This is a genomic window from Micromonospora sp. NPDC048868 (assembly GCF_043198195.1).
Classification (GTDB): Bacteria; Actinomycetota; Actinomycetes; order Mycobacteriales; family Micromonosporaceae; genus Micromonospora; species Micromonospora reichwaldensis.
This window is the reverse complement of the sequence record NZ_JBICUN010000018.1, coordinates 82451-97014: the sequence shown is the minus strand read 5'-3', so window position 1 is coordinate 97014 and position 14564 is coordinate 82451. Positions and strand designations below refer to the sequence as shown.

Here is a 14564-nt window from a genome sequence, read left to right as displayed (position 1 = left end):
CCCGCCCGGCCGGCCTCCGGGGGGGCGGGCCGCGCCACCCACCCGGAGGAGTCGGTCAGCCGTTGGGGAACAGCTTTCCGTAGTCGGCGTACGCCATGGCGACGTCCGCCTGGGCCCAGAACCGGTGGTACTTGAACTCCGGCTCGGGGCCGCCGTCCAGGTACGCCTGGACCTTCGGCCAGGCCGGGTCGTTCTTGTAGAAGGAACGGATGTCGAGGAAGCTCTTGCCCGCGGCGATGGGGTCACCGTTGGCCATGGTCCCCGTCCAGCCCGGCGGCACGTAGAGGCCCTGCCCGGTGCTGGCGTCGTAGACGTCGTCGAAGCGGCGGTAGTCGCCGCGCTTCTCCACGGTGGAGACACCCTGGGCGTCGCTGGCCGCGTGCAGCGCGTCCAGCAGCCCCTTGGCGGTGTTCTTCGCCGCCGCGTTGCCCGACTTCGCCGCGTACGCGATGAGCGTGCGGGCGTAGGCGGCGGCGATGCCGACGTCCTGGCCCTTGACCGTGACCTCGACGTGCAGGTTGGTGTTGGGCTGCGGGTTGGCCGGGTTCCAGGTGGTCGGCTGGCCGGTCCACTTCATGTCCGACGGGATCGACCAGTTGGTGCCGACCGTGGTGTTGGCGATCGCCCACGGCACCCACTTGTCCAGCAGCGCCTTGGCCTTGGCGTTGCCGGTCTCCAGGTACAGCTCGGCGATGCGCTGCATGGACCAGGCCTGCATGCCGAACCACTGGTTCGACGGCGGGTCGTTGTAGACCGGGTCGACGTCGTAGTACATGCCGTAGAACGTCGACGTGCCGGCCGGCGGCTGGCCGTAGTGGCCGCCCCAACTGTTGGTCGCGCCGCCGGCGATGCCGCCCTCGGCGGACTGGAGCCAGGTGTAGAACTCCAGCTGCCGCTCCAGGCTCTTGGTCCAGTCGGTGACCGCGGTCGGCGACTTCGGCTTGAGCTCGTTGACGTTGGTCAGCGCCCAGGCCGCGAACGGGTTCTGGTAGCCGAAGTGGTTGTGGCTGGAGCCGATCCGCCACGACCAGTTCTGGTTCGGCTCGTACGCGCCGCCCCAGGCGTAGTACCAGGACATCAGGTAGTGCGCCGAGTCCTTGCCGGTGCCGGCCGGGCAGGTGGCGGCCCCGACGCAGTTGCCGATCTTCTTGAAGTACTTGTCGAACATGGCGTAGCGCAGGTAGTCACCCATCTTGGCGGCCTTGGCCACGGTGGCCGCCACGTCGGCCTCCTTGCCCTGCTCCTTGGCCCAGGTCAGGGCCCAGTACGCGGCCTGCACGGCGCGGGCGTCGGCGTCGGGGGCGTTGGTGTACTTCCACTGCTTCGCCGGCGCGTTCGCCTCCTTGACGAACAGGTCGAGGTAGCCGTTGCGGCCACCGTGGGCGAAGGTGTCGCAGGACGGCTGCGGCACGGTCTCCCACACCGACTCCTGGGTGCCCCGCTGGAAGGTGTTGATGTACGCCGGCCGGGTGGTGCCGTCGCCGCAGCGGCCGTAGCCGTAGGTGTTGTCCACGTCCAGCAGCCAGTGCATGCCGTAGATGTCACCGGTGCCGTAGGTGTTCTGCAGCTCCGCGCGCAGCGGGTCCTGGCCGACCGGCACGGACGGCTCCAGCTGCGACGGGTACTGGCTGGGCAGGTCGTGCTCCGCGGCGTACTGCGCGGTGCCGGCCGCGCCCGCGGTGGGCTGGTCGGCGTGCGACGGGATGATGTACTTCTCCATGACGTTCCAGGAGTTGTTGAACGGGGCCCAGTTCTGGGTCACCCGCCCGTACTGGGCCTCCAGCCAGAGCCAGAAGCTGAACGCCTCGGAGGTCGTCTCGTGCCCGTGGTCGGGCGCCTCGACGATCAGCGTCTCGATCGAGTGGTACGGCACGCCCTCGGGGCTGAAGTAGCCCGAGTTCTTGATCTTGCCGTACTGGTCGAGGAAGCGCTTGACGTAGGTGTTGTCCCCGCCGCCGGTGTCGTTGTCGATCTCGGTGGCGGTGATCGCCAACGGCGCGTAGCCGGTGGCCGAGGCGGTGACGGTGGCGGTGCCGCCGAGCGTGTCGGCGTCCTCGGCCGCCGCGACGGCCACGTTCACCCCGGTGTTCCAGTTGCTCGGGGTCAGCGTCACCGAGGCCGGCGAGACGGTGATGTCGGTGTCACCGGTGCGGGCCAGCGAGACCGGCACGTTGGCCGTCGGCGCCGCGCTGAGCTTGAGGTTGACCGTCGAGCTGCCGCCCTCGGTCACGCTCACCGCCGACGGGGTGGCGACCAGCACCGGCCCGGACGCCTGCGTGACGGTGAATGCCTTCTCTGCGGTGGCGGTCAGGTTCGCGTTGTCGTACGCCTTGGCCTGCACCGTGTACGCGCCGGCCGGCAGGTCCTCCAGCGTGTAGCCGTACGGGGCGGTGGTGTCGGTGTTGACCAGCAGGCCGTTGCGGTAGAACTCGACCTTGCTGATCGTCCCGTCCGGGTCGCTGGCGGTGGCGCTCAGCGGCACGTCGGCGGGGGCCTCGAACGGGCCGGCCGGCACGTTCAGCGCGACCGTCGGCGGCTGCTGCTGCGTGCCGCCGCAGGTGACGCCGTTGACCGAGAAGGACGTCGGCTTCGGGTTGGTGCCGCCGTGCGAGCCGTTGAAGCCGATGCTGGTGGAGGCGCCCGTGGCGATGCCCCCGTTGTAGGACTCGTTGGTGGCCGTGACCTGGTTGCCGGTCTGGCTCCACTTGGCCGACCAGCCCTGGGTCACCCGCTGGTCGCCGGGGAAGGCGAACTTCAGCGTCCAGCCGTTGATCGGATCGCCGAGGTTCTTGATGGTGACGTTGGCGGTGAAGCCGTTGTTCCAGTCGGTGGTCGCGTAGACCACGTCGCAGGCGGGGGCGGCCTGTGCGGCGCCGGCCGGCAGGGTCACCCCGCCGACGGCGAGCGCGGCGGCGGCGACCATCGCCAGGCGGCGACGTCTTGCCAGATTTCTCATGTGTGCGGTGTCTCCTCGGACCTGGCCGGGGACGAAAGGCCCCGGCGGGGCGCCCTCCCGTGAACGGGATTCGGGGGCACCCGGGATGGTGGTCGCCCCGGCCCGAGGCCGGGGTACAGCGGGCGGCGCCCCCTGCGGGGCTGCTGCTCCGCCGACTGCGTCGGATGCCGTACCGGAGACACCGGCTGCCCTCGGCGACCCACGCTTGCGCGATCTGGCTCCGCGTCGCGGTGGCGACAGTGTGCCATGCATGGAAGCGCTCCCACAATGGCCGGAGGCGCACCGAGGCAGCAACATGTTTCGATCTCGTTTTGGGGCTTTCACAAAGCCGTGACGGGCGTTACAGTCGCAGCATCGGTCGATGGGAGCGCTTCCATCGACGGAGATCCAATTAGAAGATCACCCGGAGTCCATCCACGACGGACCCCGGGGACTCAGCCCGAGGGCTGACGACGGGCCAGCCCGGACACCGCCGTCAGCCGTTCCCACCGACATGGAGGGAGGTGGATCCTCTAGCCACTCGCGTGGCCCGGCTCCCGCGCGACACGCACGACAGGACGCCAATTCCGCCCGTGCGTGTGCAGCAATGGTGGGGACGGGGGTTGCCCTCCCCCGTCCCCACACACTAAACCTCCCGCCACGGCGGGAAAAGAGGCCGACGGGACTGGCCGTGTCGCCGTTCCGACCGGCCTCGTCCGCTGTCCGCCCGTACCGCCCGGTCGACGCCCCGCGCCCCGGCGCCCCGCGTCCCGCGGCCGGCCACCCGAGCGCCGGCGCCACCGCGCGCCCCCGCTCCCGCACCGCCGCCACGGGCGCAGCACGCACGCACCCCTCCGCCGTTCCCGATCGCCCTTCGCCCGGCCGGGCGGACGCGACCGGCCGGCGGCTCCTGCCCTATGCTGGGAGCGCTCCCGGCCCGGCGGTGGCCACGCAGACCATGAGGAGAACCGATGTCGATGCCCACCCCGCGCCCGCCCCAGGGCGCCGCGCCCTCCGCCACCGCCCCCGCCGCCGCGACCGGCCCCGCGCCGCACACCGACGAGACGCCGTCGGCCGGCCTGCGCTTCCCGCCGGGCTTCGGTTGGGGGGCGGCCACCTCCGCCTACCAGATCGAGGGCGCGGCCAAGGAGGACGGCCGGGGCGAGTCGATCTGGGACACCTTCAGCCACACGCCCGGCCGCACCCGCAACGGCGACACCGGCGACGTCGCCGCCGACCACTACCACCGGTACGCCGAGGACCTGGACCTGATGCGCGACATCGGGCTGGACAGCTACCGGTTCTCCATCTCCTGGCCGCGCGTACAGGCCGACGGCACCGGCGCGCCCAACCAGCGCGGGCTCGACTTCTACCGCCGTCTCGTCGACGGGCTGCACGAGCGGGGCATCGCGCCGATGGCGACGCTGTTCCACTGGGACCTGCCGCAGTCCCTCCAGGACGCCGGTGGCTGGGAGTCGCGCGACGTCGCCCACCGGTTCGCCGACTACGCCGAGATCGTCTTCCGCGCGCTCGGCGACCGGGTGCCGGTCTGGCTGACCGTCAACGAGCCGAAGACGGTGGTGCAGAACGGCTACCTCGAAGGTCACCACGCCCCGGGCCGGCAGGACCCGGACGCCGCGTACCTGGTCGCCCACCACCTCCACCTGGCCCACGGGCTCGCCGTGGCGGCGTTCCGCGCGACCGGCTCCGGCCGGATCGGCCCGGCGCTCAACCTGCACCCCTGCTACCCGGCCGACGACTCGCCCGAGGCCGCCCGAGCCGCCCGGCTCTACGACGGCTACGAGAACCGCCTCTACCTCGACCCGATCCTCACCGGCAGCTACCCGCAGGACGTGCTGGACGACCTCGGCCCCCACAGCCGGCTGGTCCGGGGCATCCGCGACGGCGACCTGGCGACCATCGCCGCGCCTGTCGACCTGCTCGCCGTGCAGTACTACACGCCCTACTACGTCACCGGCGACGGCGCGACGGTCGGGCGCTGGCCCACCTCACAGGCCTCCTGGCAGCAGATCCACCCCGACGGAATGTACGACATCCTGACCCGGGTGACCCGCGACTACGGCCCGATCCCGCTGACCGTCACCGAGAACGGCCTGCCCACCCCGGACACCCTCGACGCCGACGGCACGGTCGACGACGCCGGCCGGGTCACCTTCCTGCGCGACCACCTCGCCGCGGTGCACCGGGCCATGGCCGCCGGCGTGCCGCTGGAGAGCTACCACGTGTGGTCCCTGCTCGACAACTTCGAGTGGGACGCGGGCTACGACGAGCGCTGGGGCCTGGTCCACGTGGACTACCAGACCCAGCGGCGCGTGCTCAAGCGCAGCGCGCACTGGTACCGCGAGGTCATCGCCGCCAACGGACTCTGACCGCCGGTCATCCGCCACCCCGGCGCCGCTCGGCGGCGTCGGGGTGGACGCCGTCGGCGCGCCCGCCGGGTGGACGCCGGGCGGGCGCGTCGACCCGGTCAGCGGGGCAGGGCCTGCTGGAGTTCCGCCCGCAGCGCCGGGGTGAGCATCTCCCCCGCCTGCTTGGCCAGCCGCGCCATCTCGTAGCCGACCACACCGATGTCGGCCTCCGCCCCGGCCAGCGTGGCCAGGATGGAACCGTCCCGCACCTGCATGACCAGGAAGTAGCCGCGCCCCATCTCGACGACCGTCTGCTTGACGATGTCCCCGTCGAACATCTGCGCCGCGCCCGCGGTGATGCTCATCAGCCCCGAGGTCACGGCCGCGAGCTTGTCGGCGTGGTCCCGGGGCAGGTGGTCGGAGATCGCGACCAGCAGGCCGTCGGAGGAGACCACGATGGCGTGCACCACCCCCGGCACCCGCTCCGCGAACCCGCTGACCAGCCAGCTCAGGTCGCGGGCCTCCCGGCTCAACGTCGTCATCGCTGTCCCCCTTCGGTGCGTACGCCGCCCGGCGGCATGGAAATCTCAGTGGTGTCCTCGGCCTCGGCCCGCCGTACCCCGCTGTAGAACCGGGACAGCATCCCCCCGACCGCTTCCGGGTCCGGGTCGTGGCGTACCGCCGGCTGCTCCGGCCGGGCCGGCCGGGTGACGGCGGAGAGCTGCGCCATCGGCACCCGGACGGGCAGGCCGCGTTCGTTGGTCCCGCCGGTGACCGGGACGGCCGGCGGCGTGGGCGAGGCCCCCGGCACCGGGCCGGGCGACGGGCCCTGCCGGGACCACCAGCCCCCGCCGGTCGACGCGGACGACCGGGCCGCCGGGGCGAGCACGTCCTCGGCCCGCACCGGGACCGACCGTGCCTGCCGGGGCGGGGCCTCGGACCGCCGCCCGGCCGCCGGCAGCTCGCCCGCCGGTCGCGCACCGCCCCACACCGGCGGCCGCCCGGCCACCGGCAGCCCATCGGGCGGCGGCCCGTCCCACGCCGTGGCGGCCAGCATCCGGGCCGTGACGGGCGCCTCCCGCTCGGGTGCCGGCGCCAGCAGGCCACCGGGCAGCCGTACCCGGGCGACGAGGCCCTCCTCGCCGCCGGCCAGGCGCACCTCGACGCGGAGCCGGGCGGCCAGGTGGCTGACCACGAACAGGCCCATCCGCTCGACCGTCGCCACGTCGGCGGCCGGCGGGGTGGCCAGGACGGCGTTCGCCTCCGCCAGCGCGGCCGGGCTCATGCCGAGCCCCCGGTCGGTGATCTCGATGACCGCGCCGGCACCCTCGCCCCGGGCGGTGACCGCCACGACCGTGTCGGGACGGGAGAACGAGGTGGCGTTCTCCAGCAGCTCGGCGAGGATGTGGACCAGCTCGCCGACGGCGTGGCCGACGACGTGCAGGTCGGCGACCGTCCCGTGCCGCACCCGCTGGTACTGCTCGATCTCGGCGCTGGCGGCGAGCAGCATCGCGCCGAGCGCCGCCGGCCGGTTCCACCGGCGGGTCGACTCGGTCCCGGCGAGCACCAGCAGGCTGTCGTCGTTGCGCCGCATGCGGGCGGCCAGGTGGTCGAGCTTGAAGAGGTTCTCCAACTGGTCCGGATCGCTCTCCTCGCGCTCCAGGTCGTCGAGCAGCTCCAACTGGCGCTCCACGAGCACCTGGCTGCGCCGGGCGAGGTTGACGAACATCGCGTTGACGTTGCGCCGGGTGGTCGCCTGCTCGACGGCGACGTTGACCGCGCTGCGGTGCACCGCGACGAACGCCTCCGCCAGCTCGCCGATCTCGTCGAGCGAACGGACCACCGCCGGCGGGACCTCGATTTCCGGGACACCCCCGGTCACGGTACGCAGCCGGTCCAGGGCGTCCGGCAGCTCCAGCTGGGCGATCCGCAGCGCCTGGCCGCGCAGCAGCCGCATCGACCGGGCCATGGACCGGCCGACGAGGACGGAGATGAGCAGGGCGACCAGCAGCACCGCGAGGATGCTGCCGACGACCAGCAGCGTGGTCCGCAGCTGCGTCGCGCTCACCTCGTCGGCCTGCCGTACGGCGTCGTCGAGCACCGACGCCTCGATGCGGCGGAGCAGCTCCTGACGCTGCTCGCCGGCCGCCCACCACTGTGGCGCCGGCAGCACGCTCGGCGCGGCGGCCCCGGTCACCAGGCTCTGCTCCTCCAGCCGGGTGGCCGTCAGGAACGCCGGATCCGTCGAGGTCTCGTCGTAGCGGCGGACCTGCTCGGCGGTGGCGGCGACCCGGAACGCGCCCAGGGCGGTCAGTTGCTGGGCGCGCAGGTCGGTCAGGACCACCTGGTCCTCCACGCCGTACCGGCCGGCGCGGGCGGCCTCGTAGAGCTGGGCCCGGACCCGTGAGGAGAGCTCCTTGACCCGGGCGAGCTGCACGTAGCGCAGCACCGCGTCGCTGAGTGCGGGCCGGTCCTCGCCCGGCGAGGGCTCGGCGAGCAGGCGCAGCAGCGCGTCGACGGCCCGGTGGTAGTTGCTCAGGATGGTGTCGCTGCCCAGCACCGCCGGGGGGATCGCGGCCCGGATGTAGGCGACCTGGTCATAGGCCTCCAGCACCTCCGAGTAGGCGACCCGCCAGGAGGCGTCGGCGTCGGCCAGCGGCCCGGCGGCCCGGCGCAGGTCACGCAGCGCCTGGTCGGTGGCGGCCTGCAACGGCCTCAGCACCACGATTGCCGAGTCCCGGTCGGCGCCCGCGCCGCCCCGGCGCAACTCGCCCAGCTCACCGGCGGCCCGGTCGCGTTCCTGCTGGAGCTGGTGCACCAGCGCGACGATCTCCCGGCCGATGCCGACCTGCTGGGCGAAGTCGCCCAACGCGGTCGTCCGCCCGACGAGGGTGTGGGTCTGCACGCCGGCCAGCACCAGGAACGCGACCGACGGGATGACCAGTACGGTGACGAGCTTGGTGCGCATCCGCCAGTCCCGGAGCCGGAACGGGGAGCGGCGACGGTGCGGCACGACCCGGACGTCGAACCGGCGCCGGCGGTGCTGCGACACCCCGTCGTCGGACGGTTCCGGCCCTGCCCCCACACCTACCCCTTCCCTGTCCCGCGTCCGCCGCGAGCCGGGGAGCGGAGTCCATCCAACCAGGCCCGCTAGCCGTGTCAACGGGGCGGGCTGAGGTGCTGCTCAGGAGGGTGAGGCGGTCTCGTCCGTCCGGACGATGGCGGCGAGCCGGGAGGCGTCACCGATGCGGCCCATGGCCACCAGCGCCGCGCCGCTCGCCCCGACCTCCGGGTTGCGTCCGTACCACACCGGCCGGGGCGCGAGCGCCGCCGCGAACGACGAACGCCACCAGCCGGAGGCCGCCACCGCTCCCCCGCCGAGCACCACCTCGACCGGCTCGTCCACCGTGGACTCGAGCACGACGAGGTCGCCGGCGACCAGGTCGCACAGGCCCCGCATCAGCCCCGCCAGGATCTCCACGGCGGTGGTGCCGAAGCTCAGGCCCCCCAGCGCGCCCGAGCCGGCCGGGGACATCCCGGGCGGCCGGTCCCCGCCGAAGCGGACGTTCACCGGCAGGGTCCTGTCGTGCGGCACCCGGGCCAGGGCGACCTCCAGCTCGCTGCCCCCGGGCAGCCGCAGCTCCCGGTCGGCCCAGGCGAAGAGGTTGCCGCCGGAGGAGTACGCGGCACCGGTCACCACGTGGTCGTGGTCGACCCGGTAGCGCCACAGCTCCTTGGGCAGCGGCGGCATGGCCTGCCCCGCCGGGACGCGCTGCACCAGCCGCACCGCCGCCGACGTGCCGACCGTCACCGCGACCCGGCCCGGCTCGACGCAGCCCGAGCCGACGTTCGACGCCGCGCCGTCGCCCACCGGGCCGGCCCAGGGCGCGTCGGTGAGCTGCGGCCAGCGCCGCGCGTACGCCGGCCGCAGCCGGCCCCGCCACCCGGCCGGAGCCAGCTCGGGCAGCTCGTCGGCGTGGCTGCCGGCCAGCGCGCACGCCTCGGCGTCCCAGTCCAGCGTCCGCAGGTCCAGCAGGCCCGTGCCGGACGCCTGGGAGATCGACATGGGCGCCGAGCCGAGCAGCTCGCCCAGCACGTACTCGACCAGGCCGGCGAACCGGGCGACCCGAACGCCGGTGTGTTCCCGCAGCCAGGGCAGCCGGACCGACCAGTAGCAGCGGTGCCACCACGTGCCGGTGCGCCGGTGGAAGTCGACCGGGTCGGCCGGGCCGGCCGCCCCGGCGGGCACCTCGGGACGGGTGTCCAGCCAGGTCAGCACCGGCCCGAGGGGCGCCCCGTCGGCGCCGAGCGGGACCACCGAGTGCCACTGCCCGGACGTCGCCACCAGCGACACGTCGCGCAGGTGGCCGCCGGCGGCCAGCTCGTCCAGGCACGCCACCAGGCAGGCCAGATAGCCGGGGCCGTCCAGCGTGCCGGTGCCGTCGTCGTCCACGGCGAGGCTCACCTTGCGCCGGGCCAGCGCGCCGGGCAGCGGGCGGGCGTCCGTGTCCAGCACGAGTCCGCGTACCGAGGAGGTGCCCAGGTCGAGCGCGAGAATGTTCATCGCGGGTCAAGTTACCCGGTGCGGCGCGCCCCGGCGTCCCAGCGCCTGGGCCGTACGCCCGATCGGCTTTCCGGTGCCCGCGCGGGGCCGTAGGGTGATCGCATGCCCGCGCACCTGTCCTGCTGGTGGCCCGCCGACCCGGCGGCCATCCCCCGCGCGTAGCTTCCCACGCGGCCGCCCGACGAGGCGGCCGCCGGTCTCTCCCCGGCCCTCCCGGCCGCCCCGCCGGGCGCCGCCCGGCCCGAGGAGACCCGATGACCCACCTGACCGAGTTGCTCGCCGCCGTCGCCGGCGGCGGCGACCCCGGCCCGTTCGCGCTCGTCCGCCGCGAGGGCGCCGCGCACCTGGAGCTGTTCACCGGCACGGTACGCACGGCGGGCCGGCTCGCCGACCTCCCCCTGCCCGGCGGGGCGCCCGGCCCCCGGACGCTGGCGCTGGTGCCCTACCGGCAGATCACCGAGCGGGGCTTCGCCTGCGTCGACGACGGCGTCCCGCTGGAGTTCCTCGAGATCGACCGGCACGAACGGGTCGCCCTGGCCGAGGCGCTCGGCGCGCTGCCCGACGTGCCCGTGCGCACCGCCGACGCCGCCTTCGACATCACCGACGACGAGTACGCCGCCACCGTCGGCCGGGTGCTCGCCGAGGAGATCGGGCGCGGCGAGGGCGCCAACTTCGTCATCCACCGCTGCCTGCGCGCCACCGTGCAGGGCCCGCCGCTGCTCGCCGCGCTCGCCGCGTTGCGCCGGCTGCTGCGGGGCGAGCGGGGCGCGTACTGGACCTTCCTGGTGCACACCGGCACCCGGATCCTGGTCGGGGCCAGCCCGGAGCGGCACGTCAGCGTCGACGACGGCCTGGTCATGATGAACCCGATCAGCGGCACCTTCCGGCACACCGGCGCGGGCGCCGACCGGGCCGCGCTACTGCGCTTCCTCGCCGATCCCAAGGAGGTCGAGGAGCTGTACATGGTGCTCGACGAGGAGCTCAAGATGATGGCCACGGTCGCCGAGCACGGCGGCCAGGTGGTCGGGCCCCACCTCAAGGAGATGTCCCACCTGGCCCACACGGAGTACCTGCTCGCCGGCCGGGGCACGAAGGACGTGCGGGAGGTGCTGCGGGAGACGATGTTCGCGCCCACGGTCACCGGCAGTCCGATGGAGAACGCCTGCCGGGTCATCGCCCGGCACGAGGGCACCGGGCGGCGCTACTACGCCGGGGTGCTGGCGCTGCTCGGCCACGACGACGCCGGCCGGCAGAGCCTGGACGCGCCGATCCTGATCCGTACCGCCGAGATCTCCCCCGCCGGCGAGCTGCGGGTGCCGGTCGGGGCCACCCTGGTGCGGCACTCGACCGCCGAGGGCGAGGTGGCCGAGACGCACGCCAAGGCGGCCGGCGTGCTGGCCGCGCTCGGCCTCGGCCCGCAGGCGCCCGCCGGTGGCCCGGAGCCCGCCGTACGCCTCGCCGACGACCCGCAGGTGCGGGCCGCGCTGGCCGCGCGCAACGCGCCGCTGGCCCGGTTCTGGCTCGACCAGCGGTCGCCGGGTGCCGGTGGCCTGCCCGGGCTGGCCGGCCGGCGGGCGCTGATCGTCGACGGCGAGGACACCTTCACGGGCATGCTGGCCCACCAGCTGCGTGCGCTCGGCCTGGCCGTGACGCTGCGGCCGTGGCACGCCGCCGGTCCGGTGGACGGCCACGACCTGGTGGTGGTCGGCCCCGGTCCGGGCGACCCGGGCAGCACCACCGAGCCGAAGATGCGCACGATGCGCGGGCTGCTCGCCGGCCTGCTCGCCGAGGGCCGGCCGACCCTGGCCGTCTGCCTGGGCCACCAACTGCTCGCCGGCCTGCTCGGGCTGGCGCCGCACCGCCGGGACGCGCCCTACCAGGGGCTCCAGCGGGAGGTGGACGTCTTCGGCACGCGCCGCCGGGTCGGCTTCTACGCCACCTTCACGGCGCGCGCCGACGCCGACCGGCTGGACACCGCGTACGGCCCGGTGGAGCTGGCCCGGGACGCGGCGGACGGCGCGGTGCACGCGCTGCGCGGGCGCGGGTTCGCGGGGGTGCAGTTCCATCCGGAGTCGGTGCTCAGCCCCGACGGCGTGGCCGTCCTCGCCGACCTGCTGGGCGGGCTGCTGCCGGCGCCGGCGGGACCTCCGGCGGCGGCGCACGGCAGGGTGTCGGGAGCGGCCGAACGTGCATAGCCGACCCGATCGGGGGTAGGGGTGCTGCGACCGGCGGTCCGGACGGGTCGAGAGCCCCCGCCCGGGCCGCCGGTCGCGCCGGTACAGCCGACCCGCTGGCAGCGCCGGTCCAGCCGGTGAACCGGCGGCGCCGGGTCAGCCGGCCAGGCCCGCCTTCAGCGCCGCACCGATCCGCACCGCGCGCTTGGCGGTCAACGCGGTGGCGCCGAGCGCGATGTCGTCCGGCGCCGTCTCACCGTTGTTGCTGGTGTGCGAGGCGCCGTAGGGGTTGCCGGCGACGAACTGGCTCGGGTCGGTGTAGCCGGGCGTCACCACGATTCCGCCCCAGTGGTAGAAGACGTGGAACATCGACAGCAGCGTGGCCTCCTGCCCGCCGTGCGAGGTGGCCGTCGAGCAGAACGCGGAATAGACCTTGTCCGCCAGGGCGCCCTGCGACCACAGCGGCCCGGTGGTGTCCATGAACTGCTTGAGCTGGGCGGCCATCACGCCGTACCGGGTCGGGGTCCCGAAGATCACCACGTCGGCCCACGACAGGTCGTCCAACTGCGCCTCGGGGACGTCCTGGGTCTCCATCTGGTGCGCGTGCCAGCCCGAGTTGGAACGGATCGCCTCGTCCGGCGCCAGCTCGCGCACCTTGCGCAGCCGCACCTCGGCGCCCGCCTCACCGGCGCCTTCGCACGCCGCCTGCGCCATCTGGTACGTGATGCCGGTGGCGCTGTAGTAGATCACCGCGACCTTGGTCTGGGCAGCCATCGGGTGTTCCCTCCTCATGTCGGGTCAGCTCCCGCGACTACCCGATGTTTGCGCCGTCAAACGGTCACCGGGGTCGCGCGCCCGGGGTGGGCACCCGGTCGTCAGGTGTCGAGGCGGTCGCGCAGGTCGTCGACCTCCTGCTGGATCCGGTTCACGGCGTCCTCGTTGTTGAGGACGGTGGTGATCCCGGCGGCGAAGGCCAGCCCGAGCAGCACCGCCAGGGCGCTGAGCACCAGGCCGCCGATCGCCACGCCCCGGCCGGTCACCCCGGGCCGACCGGCCATCTTCAGCCCGACGATGCCCAGGATCACGCCGACGATGCCGAGCAGCAGGCCGATCCAGGACAGGATCACGGTCAGCACGCTGATCAGCGCGGCCACCCCGAAGACCAGGGCGAAGGCGGCGGCGGCGCTGGTCTTGGCGGCCGGGCCGCCGCGGCCGGCACGGGTCGGTACGCCGGCGCCCCGGGCCGGCTCGCTGGACGCGGTCATGTCGCTCCCTCCGGGCGCGCGGACGGCACGCCTACTGGCCGGCCGCTTTCCCGCCGCTAGGGCGGTCATGCGTCGGATGTCGGAGGTCGGCCCTAGGCTGATGCCCCACCGGAGCGGAGGAGCCCCCATGCCAGCGGAGCTGACCGGGCGCGAGGCGCTCGCGCTGCGGATGACCGGCCTGCTGCTCCGCCCGCATCCCACGGCGGCGGTGGGCGGGGTCGAAGACGTGGTGGCGTGGTTCGGGGCCATGCAGGCGCAGGACCTGGCCAGTGGCATGTGGTCGCTCGGGGTGCGGCTGCCCGCGCTCGGCCACGCCGACGTGCACACCGCGCTGGAGCGCCGGGAGGCGCTGCGCACCTGGCCGATGCGGGGCACCGTGCACCTCGTGCCGCCCCGCGACGCCCGCTGGATGCTGGAGCTGACCGGCGTACGCTCGCTGGCCGGCGCCGCCACCCGCCGCGCGCAGCTCGGGCTCACCGGGACCGACGCGGACCGCGCGCTCGACGTGCTCGGCGCCGCGCTGGCCGGCGGCGGCCGGCTCACCCGGGCGCGGTGCCTGGCCACGCTGAAGGCGGCCGGCATCGACACCGGCGGCCAGCGCGGCTACCACCTGCTCTGGTATGCCAGCGTCCGCGGCGTCACCTGCCTCGCGCCCAACGTCGGCACCGAGCAGACCTTCGCCCTGCTCGACGAGTGGGCACCCGAGGCGCGCCGGCCGGAGCGGGACGAGGCCCTGGCGATGCTCGCCCACCGCTACGTGCGGGGGCACGGGCCCGTCACCGCCCGGGAGTTCGCCGGCTGGACGGGGCTGACGCTCACCGACGCGCGCCGGGGCTTCGCGGCGGCCGGCGACGCCCTGACCGTGGTGCGGGTCGACGGGCAGGAGGCGCTCGTCGACGCGGCCTTGCTCGACGCGCCCCGCGAGCCGGTCGACGACCTGCTGGTCCTGCCCGGCTTCGACGAATACCTGCTGGGCTTCAGGGACCGCTCGCTGATGCTGGATCCCGCCCACGCCGAGGCGATCGTGCCGGGTCGCAACGGCGTGTTCCAGGCCACGGTCGTCCGGGACGGGCGGGTCGTGGGCACGTGGAAGCGGACGGTCGGCAGAAACCGGGTGACGGTCACGGTGTTCCCGCTGGTGCCCTTCGACGAGGGGACCCGGGCCCGGGTGGCGGGCGCGCTGGGCCGTTACGCCGACTTCCTGGGCCTGCCGCTGCGGATCGACTGGCCCGGCTGAGCGGCGAGCCGCCTGCCGGC

Annotated in this window: 9 protein-coding genes; 3 read left to right on the top strand and 6 right to left on the bottom strand. The window is 74.3% G+C overall.

Annotation, left to right across the window (positions count from 1 at the left end; translation table 11 throughout):
* Window positions 1-55: 55 nt before the first annotated feature.
* The gene (locus ACGFNF_RS24375; protein ID WP_357579434.1) at window positions 56-2947 is read right to left on the bottom strand and encodes a glycoside hydrolase family 48 protein; all 2892 of its coding nucleotides are present in this window, start codon (window positions 2945-2947) and stop codon (window positions 56-58) included.
* 959 nt (window positions 2948-3906) lie between these two features.
* On the opposite strand from ACGFNF_RS24375, the gene ACGFNF_RS24370 reads away from it, so the two are divergent.
* Window positions 3907-5325, top strand: a complete 1419-nt coding sequence (locus tag ACGFNF_RS24370; protein WP_393170890.1) for a GH1 family beta-glucosidase — start codon at window positions 3907-3909, stop codon at window positions 5323-5325.
* A 98-nt stretch (window positions 5326-5423) separates the two neighbouring features.
* On the opposite strand, the gene ACGFNF_RS24365 is transcribed toward ACGFNF_RS24370, so the two are convergent.
* The 3 genes from ACGFNF_RS24365 to ACGFNF_RS24355 form a co-directional block, all read right to left on the bottom strand.
* A complete protein-coding gene (locus ACGFNF_RS24365; RefSeq protein ID WP_197697869.1) occupies window positions 5424-5837 on the bottom strand; it encodes a roadblock/LC7 domain-containing protein in 414 nt (137 codons plus the stop codon).
* A gap of 5 nt (window positions 5838-5842) precedes the next feature.
* Complete coding sequence (locus ACGFNF_RS24360; RefSeq protein WP_393170888.1) at window positions 5843-8389, bottom strand: nitrate- and nitrite sensing domain-containing protein; 2547 nt, start codon at window positions 8387-8389, stop codon at window positions 5843-5845.
* A 99-nt stretch (window positions 8390-8488) separates the two neighbouring features.
* Window positions 8489-9868: an FGGY family carbohydrate kinase gene (locus ACGFNF_RS24355; RefSeq protein WP_357579415.1), complete on the bottom strand. Its 1380-nt coding sequence runs from the start codon at window positions 9866-9868 to the stop codon at window positions 8489-8491.
* A 254-nt stretch (window positions 9869-10122) separates the two neighbouring features.
* Here ACGFNF_RS24355 and ACGFNF_RS24350 point away from each other — a divergent pair, with 254 nt between their 5' ends.
* A complete protein-coding gene (locus tag ACGFNF_RS24350; protein ID WP_357579414.1) occupies window positions 10123-12063 on the top strand; it encodes an anthranilate synthase family protein in 1941 nt (646 codons plus the stop codon).
* A gap of 135 nt (window positions 12064-12198) precedes the next feature.
* Here the strand turns inward: ACGFNF_RS24350 and wrbA are convergent, their stop codons facing one another.
* Entirely contained in the window at window positions 12199-12816 is a 618-nt protein-coding gene (gene wrbA / locus ACGFNF_RS24345; RefSeq protein ID WP_357579413.1) for an NAD(P)H:quinone oxidoreductase, read from the bottom strand.
* Between the two features lie 101 nt (window positions 12817-12917).
* Window positions 12918-13307 (bottom strand): hypothetical protein, encoded by a 390-nt coding sequence (locus ACGFNF_RS24340; RefSeq protein ID WP_357579412.1) that lies wholly within the window; start codon window positions 13305-13307, stop codon window positions 12918-12920.
* A gap of 127 nt (window positions 13308-13434) precedes the next feature.
* On the opposite strand from ACGFNF_RS24340, the gene ACGFNF_RS24335 reads away from it, so the two are divergent.
* Window positions 13435-14544 (top strand): winged helix DNA-binding domain-containing protein, encoded by a 1110-nt coding sequence (locus tag ACGFNF_RS24335; protein WP_357579411.1) that lies wholly within the window; start codon window positions 13435-13437, stop codon window positions 14542-14544.
* The last annotated feature ends 20 nt before the right edge of the window (window positions 14545-14564 follow it).

Coding starts and splice junctions, on each gene's coding strand:
- ACGFNF_RS24350 (WP_357579414.1), top strand. CDS start 10,123: ATGACCCACCTGACCGAGTTGCTCGCCGCCGTCGCCGGCGGCGGCGAC.
- ACGFNF_RS24370 (WP_393170890.1), top strand. CDS start 3,907: ATGTCGATGCCCACCCCGCGCCCGCCCCAGGGCGCCGCGCCCTCCGCC.
- ACGFNF_RS24355 (WP_357579415.1), bottom strand. CDS start 9,868: ATGAACATTCTCGCGCTCGACCTGGGCACCTCCTCGGTACGCGGACTC.
- ACGFNF_RS24340 (WP_357579412.1), bottom strand. CDS start 13,307: ATGACCGCGTCCAGCGAGCCGGCCCGGGGCGCCGGCGTACCGACCCGT.
- wrbA (WP_357579413.1), bottom strand. CDS start 12,816: ATGGCTGCCCAGACCAAGGTCGCGGTGATCTACTACAGCGCCACCGGC.
- ACGFNF_RS24335 (WP_357579411.1), top strand. CDS start 13,435: ATGCCAGCGGAGCTGACCGGGCGCGAGGCGCTCGCGCTGCGGATGACC.